Below are 20,072 nucleotides of genomic sequence, written 5' to 3' on the forward strand. Positions count from 1 at the left end.
ACCTGGTCGACTACGGCGTGGTCGGCGACCTCTTCGACGTCGTCCCCCAGCTCACCGAGGAGATCAACACCCGCAAGGGCTGATCACCCCGCACCCGGCCGAGGCCCCCGTGACTGCACGAACAGTCACGGGGGCCTCGGTTCATCGGGGTTCCTCCGTGGATACCCCCGCCGTCGGGCGGGGGAGGTAACGGACTCCTGTGGAGCAGGGCAGTTCCGCAGCCTGCTGGAGTACAAGGCCCACTGGTACGGGCGGGAAGTGATCGCGGTGGACCGCTTCTTCCCCTCCTCCAAGCTGTGCTCCCGCTGCGGCAGCCTCCGGCCGCAGCTGCCGCTGCACGTGCGCACCTGGACGTGCGACGGTTGTGGCACGGCCCATGACCGGGACGTGAACGCGGCGAAGAACCTTCTGGCCGCCGGGCTGGCGGTGTCCGTCTGTGGAGTCGGTGTAAGACCTCAACGGAGAACTCCGGGCGGGCAGTCGGCGGTGAAGCAGAAAACCCCACGGCGCGAGCCGTAGGAATTCCCCTCGTACACGAAGGGGAGGAAGTCAATCCAGGCTGAGCGACGCCTGCACGGGCAGATGGTCGCTCGGGAACTGGCCGTTCACGGAGAAGGTGTTGATCGACGCCCGGTGCGTCGTCACCCACGGCGAGGTGAGGATCCAGTCGATGCGCTCGCCGTTCGGCGTAAGCCCCTTGTAGCCGTGGAAGGTCGCGTACAGGGCGCTGCGTCGCTCCGCGACGTCCCATGTGTCGACCAGCCCCGAAGCCATCAGCGTGTCGTAGACCTGGTTCTCGTGCGCGGCGACATTGAAGTCACCCGTCACCACGACCGGCAGCGAACGGTCGAGCTGCGCGATCCGCTGGATCATCAGCGAGGCGCTGCGTTCGCGCGCGTACTGGCTCGCATGGTCGAAGTGCGTGTTGAGGGCGTAGAACTCCCGTCCGTCGTCGGCGAGATCGCGGAAGCGGATCCAGGTGACGATGCGGGGGAAGGCGGCGCCCCAGGTGTTCGACCGGATGACTTCCGGGGTGTCGGACAGCCAGAAGGTGTAGTGCTCGACCGGGGCCAGGCGCCGGGTGTCGTAGAAGATCGCCGTGGACTCGTCGCGGCTGCCGCCCTCCCGGCCGGTGCCGATCCACGCGTAGTCCGGGCCGAGGTCGTAGTCGATGTCGCGCAGTTGCTGGTAGAGGCCCTCCTGCGTGCCGATGATCTGGGGGTGCGCGCGATGCAGCAGTTCGCGCATCACCGGTCTGCGGTCGTGCCAGCTGTTGGGTTCGGTGGTACTCGCGAAACGCAGGTTGAAGGTCATGACCTCGAGACGGGGCGCCCGGCGCCCCTCCGCCGAGGGGGACGGGTCGGACCGGGCGCGCGAGACCCATACGGGCGAGGCGGACGAGGCTGGGATCGCGGCACTGGAGAGGGGCACCGTGACCGCCGCGGCCAAGAGGGCCTGCAGCCCCAGACGGCGGGTGACTCGGCGGTGGTTCGGCACGGCGGCTCCTTCGGTGGCGACAGCCGGACGAGTCGGGCGTGGGGACGAGTCGTGCGTAGGGAAGTGTCATACCCGGGTGTGAGATGAGCGTGAACATGCCGAGATCACAGCCTTGCTGCCCGTGGACATGGTGTTGACCATCCGGAAGGTGCCCGGATAACTTCGTTCTACGGATTGTTGATTCCGTACAGTGGAAAACAGGAGGGTATGGGATGGGCCAGCAGGAGCAGGTGGCGACGAGCCTCGCGGGTGCGATCAGCGAGGAGATCAGCGCCTCCCTCGCGCCGGTCGACGCCGAACTGGAGCGCCGCTACCCCGGCGACCCCGGCACCCGGCAGCCCGTCCACACCGTCTATGTCCCCGGTGACGTCTTCGCCGCCGACACCATCCGCTCCTGGGGCGACCGGGCCCTCGCCGCCCTCGACGAACACGCTCCGGACGCCGCCTCCTTCGCCGCGGTCCTCGGCCTGTCCGACGAGCTGGCCGAGCCCGTCCACGCGCGCGTGCGGGCCAAGCTGGAGCGCGAGCCCATCGAGGACCTGCGCGTCGACTTCGAGGACGGCTACGGTCCGCGCCCGGACGCCGAGGAGGACGAGACCGCGGCCCGCGCGGCCCGGCTGATCGCGGAGGCTTGTGCGAAGGGGACCGCGGCGCCGTACATGGGCATCCGAATGAAGTGCATGGAGGCGCCGGTGCGCGACCGGGGCATCCGCACCCTCGACATCTTCCTCAGCGGTCTGATGGAGGCCGGCGGTCTGCCCGACGGGCTGGTGCTGACGCTGCCCAAGGTGACCTACGCCGAACAGGTCACCGCCATGGTGCGGCTGCTGGAGGAGTTCGAGAAGGCGCGCGGCCTCGAGCCCGGCCGGATCGGCTTCGAGATCCAGATCGAGACCAGCCAGTCCATCCTCGCCACCGACGGCACCGCGACCGTCGCCCGTATGATCCAGGCCGCCCAGGGGCGCGCCACCGGACTGCACTACGGCACCTTCGACTACAGCGCCTGCCTCGGCGTCTCCGCCGCCTACCAGGCCAGCGACCACCCGGCCGCCGACCACGCCAAGGCGATCATGCAGGTCGCGGCGGCGGGGACCGGGGTCCGGGTGTCGGACGGTTCGACGAACGTGCTGCCGGTGGGCCCGACGGCGAAGGTCCACGACGCGTGGCGCCTGCACTACGGCCTCACCCGCCGCGCCCTGGCCCGCGCCTACTACCAGGGCTGGGACATGCACCCCGGCCACATCCCCACCCGGTACGCGGCCGTCTTCGCCTTCTACCGCGAGGGCTTCGAGCAGGCGGCCGCCCGTCTCGCCCGCTACGCGAACCGGGCCGGCGGCGACGTCATGGACGAGCCCGCCACCGCCAAGGCCCTCAGCGGCTACCTGCTGCGCGGGCTGGACTGCGGTGCGCTGGACATCGCCGAGGTCGCCCAGGTGACCGGTCTGACCCGGGCCGATCTGGAGGCCTTCGCATCGCCCCGGCGCGGCGACCTGACCGTCTCCAGCAAGTAGAGGGCCTGTCACAGCCGTCACCGACGGCTGGCGTTGTCACCCCCGCCCCGTAGTGTGTACGGCACGCATTGACGTGTCACAGGATCGGGGCGGGCGGTGTCTTCGGGGGAGACTTCGGCAGGAAAGGGCCAGGGCGACGAGACCGGTCGGCTGCTGGCCGGGCGCTATCGCGTCGTGTCCCAGCTCGGGCGCGGCGGCATGGGCGTGGTGTGGAGAGCCGTCGACGAGGTCCTCGGCCGCGAGGTCGCCGTCAAGGAACTGCGGACGTACACCGACGCCGACGGGCCCGAACTCGCCGATCTGCGGCTGCGGATGCAGCGCGAGGCCCGCGCGGCGGCCCGGGTGCGCCATCCCGGGGTCGTGGCCGTGCACGACGTGGCCGAGGTCGACGGCCGCCCGCTGATCGTCATGGAGCTGGTCGACGGGCCGTCCCTGGACGACGTGCTGCGCGAGCGCGGCACGCTCGACGCGCGCGAGGCCGCCGACATCGGCGCCAAGGTCATGGACGCGCTGGCCGCCGCCCACCGGGCCGGCGTCTTGCACCGCGACGTGAAGCCCGGCAACATCCTGCTCGACCGCTCCGGCCGCGTCGTCCTCACGGACTTCGGCATCGCCACCATGGAGGACCCGGGCGACGGCTCGGCCACCCACCTCACCCGCAGCGGCGAACTCGTCGGTTCCCTGGACTATTTGGCCCCCGAGCGCGCCCAGGGCGCCGACCCGGGCCCGGCCTCCGACATCTGGGCCCTGGGCGCCACGCTGTACGCGGCGGTCGAGGGCTCCTCGCCCTTCCGCCGTACGTCGACGTACTCCACGCTCGCCGCGATCGTCACCGAGCCGCTGCCGGAATCCCGCCACGCCGGTTCCCTCGCCCCCGTGCTGCGCCGCCTCATGGACAAACGGCCCGACGCCCGCCCCGAGGCCGAACAGGCCCGCGAGCTGCTGCAGGCGGTGGTCGACAGGGCCGGCACGGACACGCCGACGACGACACTGCGCGGCGCGGCAGCACCCGTACGGGAGGAGACGGAGCGGAGCGTTCCGTCGGTGCCGCCGGGGTTCGGGTCGGTCGAGCGGGTGGGAACCGCGGGCCCTGCGGGGCCGGGCTTCGGGCTGCCGGGGACGGAGGTCACCGGCGCGCAGGGCGATCAGGGGGCCGGTTCCGCGGAGTGGGACGGAGGGGGCGCGCACGGCTTTGGTGCTGCGGGGCGGGCCAGGCAACAGGCATCCGGTTCCGCGGGGCAGCCCGGCCGGGGAGCCCAGGGTTTCGGGCCCGCACAGCAGGGCGTGCAAGGCTTCGGTGCTGCGCGGCAACCCGGCCAAGCGGGGCCGGGCTTCGGTTCCGCGGAGCCTGCCGCGCATGCGGCCGGGGGCTTTGGGCCGCCCGCTCCCGCAGGTCCGACCCCGGCTTCCGCCCCCACCGGGCTCCTCCCCACCCAGCGGTCCCCCCGTCACAAGGGGCGTGCCCTCCTCGCCGCCGCGGCCGTCACCGTCGTCCTCGCGGCGGCCGGTGTCACCGTTGCGCTGATGAACAACTCCGGTGACGCGGAAGCCAGGACGCAGCCCACCTCGTCCAGTACGCGCGCGGAGACCTCCTCGTCGGCGTCCGGCCGCACCGACGCGGACCGCTCCGACGACGCCAAGCCCACTCAGCAGGGCCACGAGAAGACCCCCACGGCGACGGAGACGCCGAGCCACCAAAGGGAGACCACACCCTCGGGCAAGGCCACTCCGTCCGCCTCGAGCGATTCCGCCGGCGGAGGTTCCGGCAACGGCGGTACCCCGACGGGCGGCGCGACCACCGAGGCGCCGGCCTGTCAGTCCATCGGCGGCGGCAAGTACAACTGCACGGTCTGGCGCACCGCCAAGTCCTACACCGCCTCCGGCACCGAGGTCGGCGTCCTCGGAGCGGGCACCAACTACTTCTACTGCCAGCAGAATTTGGGCCGCCGCGAGACCTACGGCCAGTGGACCAACGTCTGGTGGGCGAAGACGGACGACGACAGCGGCAACACGAACGTCTACGTCAGCGATGTCTACATCAAGGGCGGCGACAACGACGAGCCGGTCCCCGGACTCCCGGTCTGCTGACGCTCACGCGAACCCCACCCTCATACGTCCGCCACGTACCGCTCCAGCCCCGAAGTCGTCACCAGTTCCTCCTCGGCGAACACCCGGGTGCCCCGCTCGCACAGCGCCGCGTCGGCCCGGGCCCGCGCACAGAACTCCTCGGGTGTGGCACCGAACAGCTCCCTCAACCGGGCGGATCCGACGAGGAGTTCGGTGATCAGCGGCCGCTGGCCGGGGTGCGCGCGCGGGGTGCCGCTGCCGTTGCGCAGCACGCCCCGGCGGTTGACGTAGATGTAGGCACCGGGCAGCCGAGTGCCGTCCTCCAACTCCACCCGCACCTCCGGCGCAGGCAGCCAGGCGCGCCGGAAGTTGCCGTACGGCAGCGGCACACCCTCGCTCGCGTCGATCACCGCGAGCTGCTCGGCGTCGAGCCAGGTGAGGAACAACTCCCGTACGGTGCCGGGCGCTTGGACCGGTGATGCCGACACGTATCCGAGGCGGCTCACATGCCCGGAGACGCCCACGGCGATCCCGGTGACGCGGGTGCGCACCATCGGGATGGGCGAGGTGATGCCGGACTCGGTCATCTTGTTGCGCAGTTGGCCCGGGCAGGCGTTGGAGCCGACCGCCAGAACGGGGGTGCGGTCCTCGTGCACGAGGCGGTCGAGGGGCAGCAGACGGTCGCCCTCGAGCAGCCCGGACTCCGACGGCCAGGCTCCCGGGTAGAGCAGCGGATGGTCGCGCGGGGCCTCGGCCAGGCCCAGCGACTCCAGTGTGCGGTCGTCCACGGCCGGCTCAGTCCGTCGGCGGCAGCTCGCCCGAGCCACGGGTGATCAGCCGGGTCGGCTGCTCGATGCGTTCCGGAGTGAGCAGGGCGCCGTCCAGCTGCCGGAAGAGCCGCTCGGCGGCGGTACGGCCGAGTGCCGCCGCGTCCTGGGCGACGACCGTGACGCCAGGCTGCAGCAGATCGGCGAGCTCGAAGTCGTCGAAGCCGACCAGGGCGACCCGGCGGGACTGCTCGGCGAGTACGCGGACCACGGTGACGGTCACCCGGTTGTTGCCCGTGAAGATCGCGGTGACGGGCTCCGGTCCGGAGAGCATCTCCTCGGCGGCCCGGCGCACCCGCTGCGGGTCCGTGACGCCCAGGGACGTCCAGGAGTCCTCGACCGCGATGCCCGCGTCCTCCATGGCGGCCCGGTAGCCGCGCAGCCGCTCGGCGGCCGTGTGGATGCGGGGCATGTCGCCGATGAAGCCGATCCGGCGGTGGCCGTGGGCGATGAGGTGGGCGACGCCGTCTCGGGCGCCGCCGTGGTTGTCGGCGAGGACGACGTCGGCGTCGATCTTCCCGGCCGGGCGGTCGACGAAGACCGTGGCGACGCCCGCCTTGATCTCGGGCTCGAGGTAGCGGTGGTCGTCACCGGCGGGGATGATCACCAGGCCGTCCACCCGCCGGGCGCACAGCGCCAGCGCCAGTTCCTGCTCGCGGTCCGGGTCCTCGGCGCTGGATCCGTTGATCAGCAGGGCGCCGTGCGCGCGGGCCACTTCCTCGACGGCGCGGCTGAGGGGGCCGTAGAACGGGTCGGCGAGGTCCTCCAGGACCAGGCCGATGCTGGCGGTGCGGCCCTTGCGCAGCACGCGTGCGCTGTCGTTGCGGCGGAAGCCCAGCGCGTCGATGGCCTCCTGGACGCGGCGCTCGGTCTCCGGCGTGACACCGGGCTCGCCGTTGACCACACGGGAGACGGTCTTCAGGCCGACTCCGGCGCGCGCCGCCACGTCCTTCATGGTCGGACGGTTGCCGTAACGCGTTCCGGAGAGGGGGGCTGTTCGGCGAGCGGTCTCGGGCACGATGCGCTGTCCTGTCCTGTCTCGTCCACGGGTCTCGTTCACGGGGATGCGTCGGACCATGAGTTTGTATGAGGATGTGGCGTCGAGCATAGAGCCTGGACAACGTTGTCATATGCAAGAGAGACTGTCCACCGCAATCTCCGGCCTGCGCCCCCACCGCCAGACCGGCTCACCCTTCTCCATGGTTGAAGGGGGAACTTCCCCTGGCTGACCGGAGATCCGATGGTTGACGGGGAGATCCGACACCGATGCAGACCGACCTCGTGGCAGCGCTCGACATCGGCGGCACCAAGATCGCCGGGGCGCTGGTGGACGGCCACGGCCAGATCGTGGTGCGCGCACAGCGCGCGACGCCCGCGCAGCAGGACGGCGAGACCGTGATGGGCGCCGTGGAGGAGGTCCTCGGCGAGCTGACCGCCTCGCCCCTGTGGGGGCGGGCCACGGCCCTCGGCATCGGCAGCGCCGGTCCGGTGGACGCCTCCGCGGGCACGGTGAGCCCGGTGAACGTGCCGGGCTGGCGCGACTACCCGCTCGTGGCGCGGGTCCGGGCGGCGGCCGGCGGTCTGCCCGTCGAGCTGATCGGCGACGGCGTGGCCATCACCGCGGCCGAGCACTGGCAGGGCGCGGCCCGCGGCCACGACAACGCGCTGTGCATGGTGGTCTCCACGGGTGTCGGCGGCGGCCTGGTCCTGAACGGCCAGCTGCATCCCGGTCCCACCGGCAACGCGGGCCACATCGGCCACATCAGCGTCGACCTCGACGGCGACCCGTGCCCGTGCGGCTCGCGCGGCTGCGTGGAGCGCATCGCGAGCGGGCCGAACATCGCCCGCCGCGCGCTGGAGAACGGCTGGCGGCCCGGCCCCGACGGCGACACCTCGGCCGCCGCGGTGGCCGCCGCCGCGCAGCTCGGCGACCCGGTCGCGGTGGCCTCCTTCGAGCGGGCGGCCCAGGCGCTGGCGGCCGGCATCGCGGCGACCGCGACCCTGGTCGAGATCGACATCGCGGTGATCGGCGGGGGAGTGGGCAAGGCGGGCGACGTGCTGTTCACGCCGCTGCGCAAGGCGCTCGGCGACTACGCGACGCTCTCCTTCGTGCAGCGCCTGGAGATCACACCGGCCCAGATGGGCACGGACGCCGGGCTGGTGGGGGCGGCCGCGGCCGCGCTCGCCAAGCGGGCGGACGCGGCCGCGGTCTGAGCGCCTCGGCGGCAGCGGAGGCGCTGAGCGGCGCAGGAACGTTCAGGCGGGCTGCTGGGCCATTCGGTGGGGCTCAGCAGCTTGGTGGGGCTCAGCAGCTCAACTGTGCGTTCGCCCAGTCCGCGTGGTCCGAGTCGATGCCGTCGCCGCCGTCGGTGACGACGAGGCGGACCACCTGGGCGCCGGTCACGTCGGCGGTGAGCGGCTGGGCCGGCATCGCGTTGGTCAGGACACCGCTCGAGGCGACCTTGGTGCCGTCGGCCCAGATCTCGAAGGCGACGGTGCCCTTGGCGCCCTTCTCGTCGTCGACGCCCACGTCCGCGGTGACCGTCTTGCACGCCTTGCCGGTGTAGTACTCGACGGCGCTCTCCGCGTGCACGCCGAGCCCCTTGCCGTAGACCACTCCGCCGATGGTGAGGGGATGGCCGTCGCCCGCGGCGCTCTCCCCGTTGCTGGTGTTGCGCTCGACCGGTCCGTAGCCGTTGGTGGCCGACAGCCATGCCAGGTCACCGAGCCCGGACGTCCCCGAAGGCGGCGCTACGACGACGGATGCCGTCAGCGGCACCGTGCTGTCGACGCGGACACCGGTCGGCGAGCGGTAACTCGCCTTCAGTGTCAGGTCGTACGAACCGGTCGGCGTCCCGGCCGGTGCGGTGACCGACCAGTTGGTGCGCAGGGAGCGGCCTGTCGGTACGACGGCGGACGTGGTCCGCGAAGTCGCCTTCACCGTCCAGCCCTCGGGCCCCGTCAGCTCCGCCGAGACGTGCAGGGCGGGCGTGCGGCCGAGGTCGGTGACGGCGGATGTCAGGGTGGCCGGCTTGCCCGCCTCCAGCAACGGGCTGCCGTCCAGGCCGAGTTCGACGGCGGGCGGATGCGTGGCCCACTTGCGGTCGGCGGAGACCCGTACGAGAACCGTGCCGTGTGCGGGGACGGTCGCCGAGATGGTGCCCGCGGTGTTGTAGCTCTTGTGCTGCCACAGGTCGCGCAGGGTGTAGGCAGAGGCCTCGGGCAGGCCGGCCGCCTCGGCGGTGGTGGCGATGTGCTGGGCGGTGCCGGACTCGTTGAAGAGGGCGACCGCGCGGCTGCCGTCCTTCAACTCCTTGGCGACGACCCAGCGGCCGCCCGCGGAGGAGACGACCGAGCCCTGCTTGCCCAGTGGATCCTGGTCGACGGCGATGACCTCCTTGTTGTCGAGGATGTCGAAGGTCGCCGGGGTCGCTTTGCGCAGGTCGGAGCCGATGAGGAGCGGGGCGGCCATGATCGACCACATCGAGAAGTGGGAGCGGTACTCGGTGTCCGTCATGCCGCCGTTGCCGACCTCCAGCATGTCGGGGTCGTTCCAGTGCCCGGGGCCCGCGTACGGCGCGAGCGGCAGGTTCTTCTTCAGGATCCCCAGCATGGAGCCCCAGTTGTCGCTGATGTCACCGGTCGTGCGCCACAAGTGGCCCACATCCGCGGCCCATTCCCAGGGTTTGTTCTCGCCCCATTCGCAGATGCTGTAGACGATGGGGCGGCCGGTCGCCTTGAGCGCGTCGCGCATCGTCGTGTAACGCAACTTGGCGTCTGCACCTTGGTTGTTGCAGTTGTCGTACTTGAGATAGTCCACGCCCCAGTCGGCGAACTGCCGGGCGTCGCTGTACTCGTGCCCCAACGCGCCCGGGAATCCCGCGCTGTTGCAGGTCTTCGTGCCCGCGCTGGTGTAGATGCCGAGCTTGAGACCCTTGGAGTGCACATAGTCGGCGACCGCCTTGATCCCGTTCGGGAAACGGACCGGATCGGGCACGAGTCTGCCGTCCGCGTCCCGGCTCGGCAGGGCCCAGCAGTCGTCGAGGTTGACGTACTGGTAACCGGCGTCTTTGAGGCCTTTCTCGACGAAGATGTCCGCGATTCCCCTGACCATGGACTCGTTGAACTCGGCACGACAGTGCGTGGAGTTCCAGTTGTTGAAACCCATCGGAGGAGTCGGGGCGAGGCCGTCCGCCAGGGTCGGCGCGGCGGGCTCGGCGGTGGGGGCCGCCGCGGCCGGCACGGCGAGTCCGGCCGCGCACAGGAGTCCTGCGGTGAGCGCTCCGACCACTCTTCGGCGGGTTGTGCGGGTGTGAAGGTGACGCATCGTTACGTTCCTCCGAACACGCGAAAGGTTGGATGACATCATGTCCGCGTCATCAGTGCGCGTTTACGGTAGGACGTGTCGGACTGTGTTGGAAGAGAACAGGTAACGGTTGTTCGATATCCCGTCAGAACCCTTGACTGCGAGGCCACACGGAGGTGAGATCCAAGCCACGCGTTCGGTTGTGTTGGGTGGCGCTCCCGGGAGGGGCACATGGCACAGTCATCGTTCCAGCGGGTTGGTCCAGCCCAAGGATGGGCAGGTCATCCGATGTCCCGGCGAAATCTCTTACGTGGTGCGGCCCTTGGCGCCGGTGCGGTCACGCTGCCCGCCCTGCTCTCGGGGTGCGGCAAGGGACCCGGCGGCAACAAGAAGGAAGTCACCGTCGGCTCCAACGCCTCGGACGCCGTACCGAAGAAGGCGTACGCGGCGGCCTTCCAGGCGTACGAGAAGAAGACCGGAAAGAAGGTGAAGGTCAACACCAAGGACCACAACGACTTCCAGGAGAACATCAACCGCTATCTGCAGGGCACTCCCGACGACGTCTTCATGTGGTTCGCGGGATACCGCATGCAGTACTTCGCGGAGAAAGGCCTGTTGACCGAGATCAGTGACGTCTGGAAGACCTTCTCGGGTTTCTCGGACGCCCTGAAGGCGCAGTCCACGCACGACGGCAAGCAGTACTTCGTGCCGTACTACTACTACTATCCGTGGGCGGTCTTCCACCGTAAGAGCCTCTTCGAGCAGAAGGGCTATCAACAGCCCGCGAAATGGGACGACTTCATCGCCCTTGCCAAACAGATGCAGAAGGACGGCAATCCGGTCGCCTTCTGCGACAAGGACGGCTGGCCCGCGATGGGCACCTTCGACTACATCAATCTGCGGCTGAACGGTTACGACTTCCACAAGTCCCTGATGGCGGGCGAGGAATCGTGGACCGACACCAAGGTGAAGAACGTCTTCGACACCTGGCGTGAACTCATGCCGTACTACCAGAAGGGCGCGCTCGGCCGGACGTGGGAGGAGGCCGGGCAGAGCCTGCAGCAGCGCAAGACCGGCATGGCGGTGTTCGGCATGCCGCACCCCGGCACCCAGTTCCCGGCGAACGAGCGCGACGACATCGACTTCTTCGCCTTCCCCGAGATCGACCCGCAGTGGGGCCAGGACGCCGTGGAGGCGCCCATCGACGGGTTCCTCGTCGCCAAGAAGTCCAAGAACCTCACCGGCGCCAGGGACCTGCTCAAGTGGCTCGGCAAGCCCGAGGCCGAGGACGTCTACCTCAAGTACGACCCCAACAACGTGGCGGTCAACTCCGGTGCCGACACCTCCAAGTACAGCGCCCTGCAGAAGAAGTCCGCGCAGCTCGTCTCGGGCGCCAAACAGATCTCGCAGTTCCTGGACCGTGACACCCGGCCCGACTTCGCCTCGACGGTGATGATCCAGTCCATCCAGGACTTCATCGGCAACCCGAAGGACGTCGACGGGCTGTGCAACAGCATCGAGCGGCAGAAGAAGACCATCTTCTCGCAGCCCGTCGGCTGATCACTGGGGGAAAGATCCGTGGCGCCCACCTTCCCGCGACGCGCCGGACGACGGCGACGCCTGAGGCGGTTCACCCGCCGTGACGTCGCCGTCCTCGGCGTGCTGCTCGGCATACCGGTCCTGCTCGACATCGCCATCGTCTGGGGTCCGACGCTCGCCTCGATCGGCCTGTCCTTCACCGCCTGGGACGGCATCGGGGACATCCACTGGGTCGGCCTGGACAACTACAAGAACCTCGCCGACAACTACCCGCCGTTCTGGCCGGCCGTCCGCCACAACATCATGTGGCTGCTGTTCCTCGGCCTGATCGCCACGCCCTTCGGCCTGTTCCTGGCCGTCCTCATCGACCGGGGCGTCCGCTTCAGCCGCTTCTACCAGTCCGTCCTCTACATGCCGGTCGTGCTCTCGCTCGCCATCGTCGGCTTCATCGCCCAGCTGATCCTCGGCACCGACCAGGGCGTGGTCAACACGATCCTGAACAACCACGACGACCCCGTCGACTGGCTCGGCGACTCCCACCTCAACATCTGGATGATGATGATCGCCGCGAGCTGGCGGCACGTCGGCTACGTGATGATCCTCTACCTGGCCGGTCTGAAGGCCGTCGACCCCCAGCTCAAGGAGGCGGCGGCGATCGACGGCGCGAACGAGCGCCAGACCTTCTTCCGCGTGGTCTTCCCGACCATGCGCCCGGTCAACGTCATCGTCGGCATCATCACCGTCATCGAGGCCCTGCGCGCCTTCGACATCGTCTACGCCGTCAACAAGGGCCGCAACGGCCTGGAACTCCTCTCCGTCCTCATCACCGACAACATCATCGGCGAGGCCAGCCGCATCGGCTTCGGCTCGGCCATCGCGGTCGTCCTGCTCGTCGTATCGCTCGGATTCATCGTGACGTTCCTGGTCCAAGAGCTGCGAGGTGCGCGCGACCGATGACCGCAGACATCCGCACCACCGCGTCCACCGTGCCCCGCCGCCGGGCCGCGGAACCCGCCCGCAGCCCGAAGTCCCGCCCCCGGCGCGGCCGTTGGGGCGTGCACATCTTCCTGGCGGCGGTCTCCCTGGCGTTCCTCGCGCCACTGCTGCTCGCCGTCTACGCCAGCCTGCGGCCGTACGAGGAAACGGCGCAGCACGGCTACCTCTCCTGGCCGAGGCACCTGTCCTTCGACTACTACCGGCGGGCCTACACCGAGTCCGGCATGGGCAGGTACTTCACCAACACGCTGCTGATCGCGATCCCGGCCGTCATTGTCACCCTCTTCCTGGCCGCGTTCGTCGCCTTCGCGGTCTCCCGGCTCAAACTCCGCGGCGGAATCGTCCTGTTGATGTTCTTCACGGCGGGCAACCTGCTGCCGCAACAGGTGATCGTGACGCCCCTGTACGTCCTGTTCAACAAGATCCCACTGCCCTGGTGGATGTCCGACTCGCTGACCATGTACGACTCCTACTGGGCCGTGATCGTCGTCAACATCGGCTTCCAGATGGGGTTCTGCGTCTTCGTCCTCGCCAACTTCATGCGCACGCTGCCCCAGGAGATCCTGGAGGCGGCGATCGTCGACGGCGCGGGCGTGTGGACCCAGTTCTGGCACATCACCCTCCCCCTGTGCCGCCCCGCGCTCGCGGCCCTGGCCACCCTCGAATTCACCTGGATCTACAACGACTTCCTCTGGGCGCTGATCTTCATCTCCAACCCCGACAAGCTGCCGATCACGTCGTCGCTGAACAATCTGCGCGGGCAGTTCTTCACGGACTACAACCTGCTCGCGGCGGGGTCGGTACTGGTCGCACTCCCGACCATCCTGGTGTTCCTGCTGCTGCAGCGGCACTTCATCGCGGGACTCACGCTCGGGTCGACGAAGGGGTGAGCGCGGCGGGTCACGGCCGGCCGTCGGAGAACCTCTGCGCAAGGTCACGATGGTGGGCCGCGACCTGCCGCACCTGCTCGTGGTCGAGGGTGGCCCCGGGGGACGAGCCCAGGCGTTCGAGCGACTCGGCGGCACGCAGATACTCGCGAACGGCGTGTTCCCGGCAGGGCAGACACGTGACGCTCTCCGGGCGCCGCGAAGTCATCGCGTACGGGACCCGCAGGCCGCATCCCGAGGTGACGGCGCTCGGCGCGTCGCCGACGAGGCCGAAGGAGCTCGCGAGCATGCCGCGTACGGCGGCATTGTCGAGCAGCAGTCTCGAGTCGACGTGGATGTGCCCGTCGGTCCCGTCCATCCGTCCTCCCCACGCGGCGGCCCTTCGGTCGAGCATGCCAGGCATGCGTTACCCCGACCCCGGTCCGACAGTTGATCCGGTCATGAAAAAGCGCAGCATGATGGCCATCGCCTCCCTCGCCACCGGGTTCGTCGTCGCGGCGATCAGCCCGTCGCACGGCAGCGACACCCACGTACTCGGTGATCACCAGGCAATCGGTGACGTGGGGGTCGAGAGCACCCTCGGTACGGTCACCGACGCTGTCGGCAAGAGCGGCCTCGCCACGACCGACAACGCCTTCGGGCAGCAGGGCTGACCCGGTCGGCACAGCGCGGCGCCGGTGCCTCCGTTTCGGGGGTGCCGGCGCCGCCGTATGTGCGCTCTCACCTGGGGCTGGTTTCCGTGACAGGGTGGAGGGGGCAAGCCTCAGGGGGCCAACAGAAGAGGGGGAACCGTGACCGTCGTTTGGATCAACGGCGCGTTCGGTGCGGGGAAGACCACCACCGCACGGGAACTGATCGACCTGATCCCGAACAGCACGCTCTTCGACCCCGAGGTCATCGGCGGGGGACTGACACACCTGCTGCCGGCCAAGCACCTCGCCGAGGTCGGCGACCACCAGGACCTGCCCATCTGGCGGCGACTCGTGATCGACACGGCGGCCGCCATGCTCGCCGAGCTCGGCGGGACCCTCGTGGTCCCCATGACCCTGCTGCGCCAGGAGTACCGCGACGAGATCTTCGGCGGCCTCGCCGCCCGCCGCATCGCGGTCCGGCATGTCCTCCTCGCTCCGGCCGAAACGATCCTGCGGGAGCGAATAGCCGGCCGGGAGGTCCCGCCCGACCTCCCCGACGGCGACATGCGGATACGGCAGTGGTCGTACGACCACATCGAGCCGTACCGCTCCGCCCTCGCGTCCTGGCTCACCGCCGACGCGTACCCCGTCGACACCGGCACCCTCACTCCGTACGAGACGGCCGTCCGCATCGCCGAGGCCGTCGGCAGCGGTGAGGTGCCCGTCTGCGACATCGTGCAGACCCCCGAACCCACCGCCGAGACCCTCGCCGCGGGCGTCCTGCTCTTCGACGAACAGGACCGGGTGCTCCTCGTCGACCCGACCTACAAGCCCGGCTGGGAGTTCCCCGGCGGTGTCGTCGAGCCCGGCGAGGCGCCCGCCCGCGCCGGTATGCGCGAGGTCGAGGAGGAGACCGGCATCCGCCTCGTCGACGTACCGCGCCTCCTGGTCGTCGACTGGGAGGCACCCGCGCCCCCCGGCTTCGGCGGCCTGCGTCTCCTCTTCGACGGCGGCCGCCTCGACTCCATGGAGGCGGCCCGGCTGCTGCTGCCCGGGCCCGAACTGCGCGAGTGGCGCTTCGTCAGCGAGGAGGAGGCCGCCGACCTGCTGCCCCCCGTGCGCTACGAGCGGTTGCGGTGGGCGCTGCGGGCGCGGGAGCGTGGGGCGGCGCTGTATCTGGAGGCGGGCATCCCGGTCGGATGAGGCGCCGCGGCCGTCACCGCGCGGAGAACGGGGAGCTGTTGTAGGCCAGGTGCAGTTCCTCGAACGGGTAGGGAGTCCGCCTGCTCTCCTGCCGCAACCGGGCGAAGAAGCCGTTGAAGACGGCGGTCAAAGGCGCATCACGGGCGATGATCTCGGCGGCGGCCTCGGGGACGCCGTCGGCGTGCGCCCCGATCGCGCAGGCCCGCACGAAGGCCTCCCGCTCCTGGCGGTCGTATCCGTACAGGGCGGTGGCCAGCCAGTTCACCAGGTGGGCCCGGGAGTAGACGAGGTCGTAGTCGCGGTGCCGGTCGAAGAAGGCGCGCTCCTGCCGCGCGAGCCGGAACCGCGAGCTGAACGCGAGTCCGTAGTCGGCGAGGTGGAACTCCTCGCCGTCGGTGAGGACGTTGTGGAAGTGGACGTCGAAATGCAGGAGTCGGTTGTCGCGGAGGAAGGCGGTCAGCGTCCCCAGCCACTCGTCCACCCGCGTGCAGACCCGGTCCGCGTCGTCGCCGCGCACCTGTGCGTCGAGCCAGTCGTGGAGCGTGTGCGGAAAATACTCCAGGAACAGTGTCAGGCTCGCCGACGCCGTCCGCTGGGCCTCGATGCGCTCGCGTACCCGCGCGGCGCCGCCCCAGTGGGCGACCACCCCTTCGACGTCGGCCAGTTCCTCGGGAAGCGGCTGTACGGCGTCCGGCAGCACCCGCCAGTGGTGCATCAGCGGAAAACCCGGGAATCGGTCGGCCAGCACCCAGTTCGTCGTCATCGTGTGCACGGCCAGCTCGCGCCAGGCGCCGAAGCCCGGTCCGCGGCCGGTGCCGTAGTGGCAGGAGAGCGGCAGCTCGAAGAAGTTCGCGGTGGACCGCACGTTCTCGGGCAGCCGCTCGAGGTCCGTGAGCGGCACCCGCTTCACGAAGACCGGGCGGCCGTCCACCTCGACCAGCGCCGAACGTCCCCCGATCCCCACGCCGACGGGCGTCCCCGATGCCACGAGGTCGGCCAGCTCGTGGTCGCTGAGCAGGGCCAGGGAGGTGGCGAGGTCGGTGTGGGCGGCGCGACGCGTGGCGGAGGACATGACCTTCATGGTCAGGGTGACACCGGGTACCTGTCTGCCGATCGGCGAAGGACCGTGCCCGCGTGGCCGATCACCGGATCGCCGTGCCCGAAGCACGCCACGTCGGAGTCGAGTCCTGCCAGCCGGTGGTACGAGGCGAGCAGTTGCGCCCGGTCGAGATTGAACACACCCGGCAGCACCCTGCCGTCCACCGGCGATGCCGCCACGGTGTCACCCGTGAACAGGACTCCGTGCCGCGGGAGATGGAGGGCGATACTGCCGTGCGTGTGGCCGGTGACATGGATCACCCGGGCTCCGTCGCCGAAGTCGAGGGCGTCGCCGTCGGAGAGGCCGGTGACATGCGGTGGTCGTACGAAGTCGCCCTCGGGGAGGTGCAGGGCGGCCTCGGCGTGCAGGGGGCGTTCCCAGTCCTCCAGCACCGGGGGCGGGCCCGGGAGTTCACCCCGCACCACGGGGGCGTCCAGGCGGTGGGCCATGACCTCGGCGCCGCTGAGCGCCGCGAACTCGCCCGCGCCGCCCGCATGATCCTCGTGGAAGTGGGTGAGCACGATGCGTCGTACGTTCCCCAGAGCACCGGCAACTGCAGCGAGGGCCGCAGCGGAGCCCGGCGGACCCGCGTCGATCAGCGTCAACTCGTCGCCGTCCCGCCAGAGGTAGGCCTGGCCGACGGGGAAGCGGAGGAGGTGGAGGCGAGGGAGGAGTTCGATGACGTCCATGGGGCGAACGTAAGGGCGCCCCGCCGGACTGCGAGGCGCCCTTGGCTGTCGGCAGAGCCGGTCAGCTACCCGCGTAGTTCCGCAGGAACAGTGCCTCCGTCACCGACAGGCGCTCGAGTTCGTCGGGGGAGACACTCTCGTTGACGGCGTGGATCTGGGCCTCCGGCTCGCTCAGGCCGATCAGGAGGATCTCCGCCTGGGGGTAGAGGGCGGCGAGGGTGTTGCACAGCGGGATGGAGCCGCCCTGGCCGGCGTACTGCATCTCCTGGCCGGGGTAGGCGATCGCCATCGCGTCCGCCATGGCGGCGTACGCCGGGCTGGTGGTGTCGGCGCTGAAGGCCTGGCCCTGGCCGACCTGCTCGGTGCGCACGCGGGCGCCCCACGGGGTGTGGGCCTCCAGATGGGCCTGCAGCAGCTTGGTCGCCTCGGCCGCGTCCACGCCCGGCGGCACCCGCAGGCTGACCAGCGCACGGGCGCCCGCCTGCACCGACGGGGTGGCGCCGACGACCGGCGGGCAGTCGATGCCGAGCACGGTGACGGCCGGGCGGGCCCAGATGCGGTCGGCGACCGAACCGGAGCCGATCAGCTGTACGCCGTCCAGCACCTTGGCGTCCTGGCGGAACTGCTCCTCGTCGTACTCCAGGCCCTCCCAGCGCGATCCGGGGGCCAGCCCGTCGACCGTGGTCGAGCCGTCCTCCGCGCGCAGCGAGTCCAGTACGCGGATCAGCGCGCCCAGGGCGTCGGGGGCCGCGCCGCCGAACTGGCCGGAGTGGAGGTTGCCCTGGAGGGTGTCGATCTGTATGCGGACCAGGGTCATGCCGCGCAGCGTGGAGGTGACCGTCGGCAGTCCGACGCGGAAGTTGCCCGCGTCGCCGATGACGATGGTGTCGGCGGCCAGCAGGTCCGGGTGGTCCTCGGCGTACCGCTCCAGGCCGCCCGTGCCCATCTCCTCCGAGCCCTCGGCGATGACCTTGACGTGCACCGGGACGCCGCCGTTCGCCTTCAGGGCGCGCAGCGCCAGCAGGTGCATGATCACGCCGCCCTTGCAGTCGGCGGCCCCGCGCCCGTACCAGCGGCCGTCGCGCTCGGTCAGCTCGAAGGGCGGGGTGGTCCAGGCGGCCTCGTCGAGCGGCGGCTGCACGTCGTAGTGGGCGTAGAGAAGGACGGTCTTCGCGCCCTCGGGGCCGGGCAGGTAGCCGTAGACCGACTGTGTGCCGTCGGGGGTGTCGAGCAGGGCCACGTCCTGGAAGCCCTCGGCGGTGAGCGCGTCGGCGACCCAGTTCGCGGCGCCCTCGCTCTCGCTCTTCGGGAACTGGTCGAAGTCCGCCACCGACCTGAAGGCGACGAGCTCGGCGAGCTCGGCCTGCGCCCTCGGCATCAGCGAGGCGACGGTCTCGGCGACCGGATTCGACGACATGGGCACGCTCCTTGTGGGTGCGACGTTGTACGTGTGGATATCGGGATCCTCCCACAGCGGCCTGCGGTGATGTCCGCCGTAGGATGCGGGGGACAGGTGCGGTAATGGCTTGATCGGGAGCAGTAGACCATCGTGAGCAGCGAGAACTCTTCGGCGGACGACGTGCAGCGGGTGTGGGACGTCGTCGTGGTGGGCGCGGGCCCCGCGGGGGCCTCGGCCGCCTATGCGGCGGCGGTCGCGGGGCGCAGCGTCCTGCTGCTGGAGAAGGCGGAGCTGCCGCGCTACAAGACGTGCGGCGGCGGGATCATCGGTCCCTCGCGCGACTCCCTGCCGCCCGGCTTCGAACTGCCGCTGCGGGATCGCGTGCATGCGGTGACGTTCTCCAACAACGGCCGCTTCACCCGCACCCGCCGCTCCAAGCACATGCTGTTCGGGCTGATCAACCGGCCCGAGTTCGACCAGCAGTTGGTCGAGCACGCACAGAAGGCGGGCGCCGAGCTGCGGACCGGCGTCACCGTGCAGCGCGTGGAGCAGCACGGGTCGGCGGTGCCGGACCGGCGTACCGTCGCCGTGGTCCTGCAGGGCGGCGAGACGCTGCTCGCGCGGGCCGTGGTGGGCGCGGACGGCAGCGCGAGCCGCATAGGAGCGCATGTCGGGGTGAAGCTCGACCAGGTGGACCTCGGCCTGGAGGCGGAGATCCCGGTGCCGGAGACCGTCGCCGAGGACTGGAAGGGCCGGGTCCTCATCGACTGGGGCCCCATCCCGGGCAGTTACGGCTGGGTGTTCCCCAAGGGCGACACGCTCACGGTCGGTGTGATCTCGGCGCGCGGCGAAGGGGCCGCGACCAAGCGGTACTTGGAGGAGTTCATCGGGCGGCTCGGTCTCGCCGGCTTCGAACCGAGCATCTCCTCCGGGCACTTGACGCGCTGCCGGGCCGACGACTCGCCGCTCTCGCGCGGCCGGGTGCTGGTGTGCGGGGACGCGGCGGGGCTGCTGGAGCCGTGGACCCGCGAGGGCATCTCGTTCGCGCTGCGCTCGGGTCGGCTCGCGGGGGAGTGGGCGGTACGGATCGCCGAGGCGCACGACGCGGTGGACACCCGGCGCCAGGCCCTGAACTACGCGTTCGCGGTCAAGGCGGGGCTCGGCGTCGAGATGAGCGTCGGCAAGCGGCTGCTGACGGTGTTCGAGCGCCGTCCCGGCCTGTTCCACGCGGCGCTGACCGGGTTCCGGCCCGCGTGGAACGCGTTCAAGGAGATCACGCAGGGCAGGACGTCCCTGGGCGAGATCGTGCGCGTCCATCCCATGGCCCAGCGCGCCCTGACCGCGCTCGACCGGCGGCCGCTGGCGGTCGAGGCTGCCGACGGCGAGGCGGGCGAGGCGGGCGAGGCTGGTTCGTGATGGT

16 protein-coding genes and 2 pseudogenes are annotated in these 20,072 nt (G+C 70.4%); 10 read left to right on the forward strand and 8 right to left on the reverse strand.

Features of this window, described 5'->3' with window-relative positions; all coding sequences use genetic code 11:
• Nucleotides 1–186: 186 nt before the first annotated feature.
• A pseudogene (locus ABZ880_RS49845) lies at nucleotides 187–519 on the forward strand (zinc ribbon domain-containing protein); the annotation flags it as partial.
• A 30-nt stretch (nucleotides 520–549) separates the two neighbouring features.
• Here the strand turns inward: ABZ880_RS49845 and ABZ880_RS49850 are convergent.
• On the reverse strand, nucleotides 550–1,497 hold the full coding sequence (locus ABZ880_RS49850) for an endonuclease/exonuclease/phosphatase family protein (RefSeq protein ID WP_361277725.1): 948 nt from the start codon (nucleotides 1,495–1,497) through the stop codon (nucleotides 550–552).
• 212 nt (nucleotides 1,498–1,709) lie between these two features.
• On the opposite strand from ABZ880_RS49850, the gene ABZ880_RS49855 reads away from it, so the two are divergent.
• Together ABZ880_RS49855 and ABZ880_RS49860 are read left to right on the forward strand one after the other, a co-directional pair.
• Nucleotides 1,710–3,008: an aldolase/citrate lyase family protein gene (locus tag ABZ880_RS49855; protein WP_361277726.1), complete on the forward strand. Its 1,299-nt coding sequence runs from the start codon at nucleotides 1,710–1,712 to the stop codon at nucleotides 3,006–3,008.
• 96 nt (nucleotides 3,009–3,104) lie between these two features.
• Nucleotides 3,105–5,096 (forward strand): serine/threonine-protein kinase, encoded by a 1,992-nt coding sequence (locus tag ABZ880_RS49860; RefSeq protein ID WP_361277727.1) that lies wholly within the window; start codon nucleotides 3,105–3,107, stop codon nucleotides 5,094–5,096.
• On the opposite strand, the pseudogene ABZ880_RS49865 reads toward ABZ880_RS49860, so the two are convergent.
• Both ABZ880_RS49865 and ABZ880_RS49870 read right to left on the reverse strand, forming a co-directional pair.
• A pseudogene (locus ABZ880_RS49865) lies at nucleotides 5,042–5,863 on the reverse strand (hypothetical protein). The gene ABZ880_RS49860 and the pseudogene ABZ880_RS49865 sit on opposite strands and share 55 nt — an antisense overlap.
• A 7-nt stretch (nucleotides 5,864–5,870) precedes the next feature.
• Complete coding sequence (locus tag ABZ880_RS49870; protein ID WP_361277728.1) at nucleotides 5,871–6,980, reverse strand: LacI family DNA-binding transcriptional regulator; 1,110 nt, start codon at nucleotides 6,978–6,980, stop codon at nucleotides 5,871–5,873.
• A 188-nt stretch (nucleotides 6,981–7,168) separates the two neighbouring features.
• Here ABZ880_RS49870 and ABZ880_RS49875 point away from each other — a divergent pair, with 188 nt between their 5' ends.
• Entirely contained in the window at nucleotides 7,169–8,116 is a 948-nt protein-coding gene (locus ABZ880_RS49875; RefSeq protein ID WP_361277729.1) for an ROK family protein, read from the forward strand.
• 91 nt (nucleotides 8,117–8,207) lie between these two features.
• Here ABZ880_RS49875 and ABZ880_RS49880 read toward each other — a convergent pair whose 3' ends face one another.
• Entirely contained in the window at nucleotides 8,208–10,229 is a 2,022-nt protein-coding gene (locus tag ABZ880_RS49880; protein WP_361277730.1) for an NPCBM/NEW2 domain-containing protein, read from the reverse strand.
• Between the two features lie 267 nt (nucleotides 10,230–10,496).
• On the opposite strand from ABZ880_RS49880, the gene ABZ880_RS49885 reads away from it, so the two are divergent.
• The 3 genes from ABZ880_RS49885 to ABZ880_RS49895 are packed head-to-tail and all read left to right on the forward strand — an operon-like array spanning nucleotide 10,497 to nucleotide 13,633.
• A complete protein-coding gene (locus ABZ880_RS49885) occupies nucleotides 10,497–11,768 on the forward strand; it encodes an ABC transporter substrate-binding protein (protein ID WP_361277731.1) in 1,272 nt (423 codons plus the stop codon).
• A gap of 18 nt (nucleotides 11,769–11,786) precedes the next feature.
• A complete protein-coding gene (locus tag ABZ880_RS49890; RefSeq protein WP_361277732.1) occupies nucleotides 11,787–12,704 on the forward strand; it encodes a sugar ABC transporter permease in 918 nt (305 codons plus the stop codon).
• Nucleotides 12,701–13,633, forward strand: a complete 933-nt coding sequence (locus ABZ880_RS49895; RefSeq protein WP_361277733.1) for a carbohydrate ABC transporter permease — start codon at nucleotides 12,701–12,703, stop codon at nucleotides 13,631–13,633. The genes ABZ880_RS49890 and ABZ880_RS49895 overlap by 4 nt, the downstream gene beginning before the upstream one ends.
• 10 nt (nucleotides 13,634–13,643) lie before the next feature.
• Here ABZ880_RS49895 and ABZ880_RS49900 read toward each other — a convergent pair whose 3' ends face one another.
• Nucleotides 13,644–13,988 carry a hypothetical protein gene (locus tag ABZ880_RS49900; protein ID WP_361277734.1) on the reverse strand — a complete coding sequence of 115 codons (345 nt, stop codon included), beginning with the start codon at nucleotides 13,986–13,988 and terminating at the stop codon, nucleotides 13,644–13,646.
• A gap of 82 nt (nucleotides 13,989–14,070) precedes the next feature.
• Between ABZ880_RS49900 and ABZ880_RS49905 the strand changes: the two genes are divergently transcribed.
• Together ABZ880_RS49905 and ABZ880_RS49910 are read left to right on the forward strand one after the other, a co-directional pair.
• Nucleotides 14,071–14,283 carry a hypothetical protein gene (locus tag ABZ880_RS49905; RefSeq protein WP_361277735.1) on the forward strand — a complete coding sequence of 71 codons (213 nt, stop codon included), beginning with the start codon at nucleotides 14,071–14,073 and terminating at the stop codon, nucleotides 14,281–14,283.
• Between the two features lie 138 nt (nucleotides 14,284–14,421).
• Nucleotides 14,422–15,465 carry an NUDIX domain-containing protein gene (locus ABZ880_RS49910; protein ID WP_361277736.1) on the forward strand — a complete coding sequence of 348 codons (1,044 nt, stop codon included), beginning with the start codon at nucleotides 14,422–14,424 and terminating at the stop codon, nucleotides 15,463–15,465.
• 13 nt (nucleotides 15,466–15,478) lie between these two features.
• Here the strand turns inward: ABZ880_RS49910 and ABZ880_RS49915 are convergent, their stop codons facing one another.
• From ABZ880_RS49915 to ABZ880_RS49925, 3 genes are all read right to left on the reverse strand, one after another.
• Complete coding sequence (locus tag ABZ880_RS49915) at nucleotides 15,479–16,537, reverse strand: protein kinase family protein (protein WP_361277737.1); 1,059 nt, start codon at nucleotides 16,535–16,537, stop codon at nucleotides 15,479–15,481.
• Between the two features lie 11 nt (nucleotides 16,538–16,548).
• On the reverse strand, nucleotides 16,549–17,253 hold the full coding sequence (locus ABZ880_RS49920) for an MBL fold metallo-hydrolase (protein ID WP_361277738.1): 705 nt from the start codon (nucleotides 17,251–17,253) through the stop codon (nucleotides 16,549–16,551).
• A 61-nt stretch (nucleotides 17,254–17,314) separates the two neighbouring features.
• On the reverse strand, nucleotides 17,315–18,670 hold the full coding sequence (locus tag ABZ880_RS49925) for a dipeptidase (protein WP_361277739.1): 1,356 nt from the start codon (nucleotides 18,668–18,670) through the stop codon (nucleotides 17,315–17,317).
• A gap of 132 nt (nucleotides 18,671–18,802) precedes the next feature.
• On the opposite strand from ABZ880_RS49925, the gene ABZ880_RS49930 reads away from it, so the two are divergent.
• Nucleotides 18,803–20,068 (forward strand): geranylgeranyl reductase family protein, encoded by a 1,266-nt coding sequence (locus ABZ880_RS49930; RefSeq protein ID WP_361277740.1) that lies wholly within the window; start codon nucleotides 18,803–18,805, stop codon nucleotides 20,066–20,068.
• Nucleotides 20,069–20,072 lie beyond the last annotated feature (4 nt).

It is taken from the genome of Streptomyces sp. NPDC047043 (genome assembly GCF_040644055.1).
In the GTDB taxonomy this organism is placed as follows: domain Bacteria; phylum Actinomycetota; class Actinomycetes; order Streptomycetales; family Streptomycetaceae; genus Streptomyces.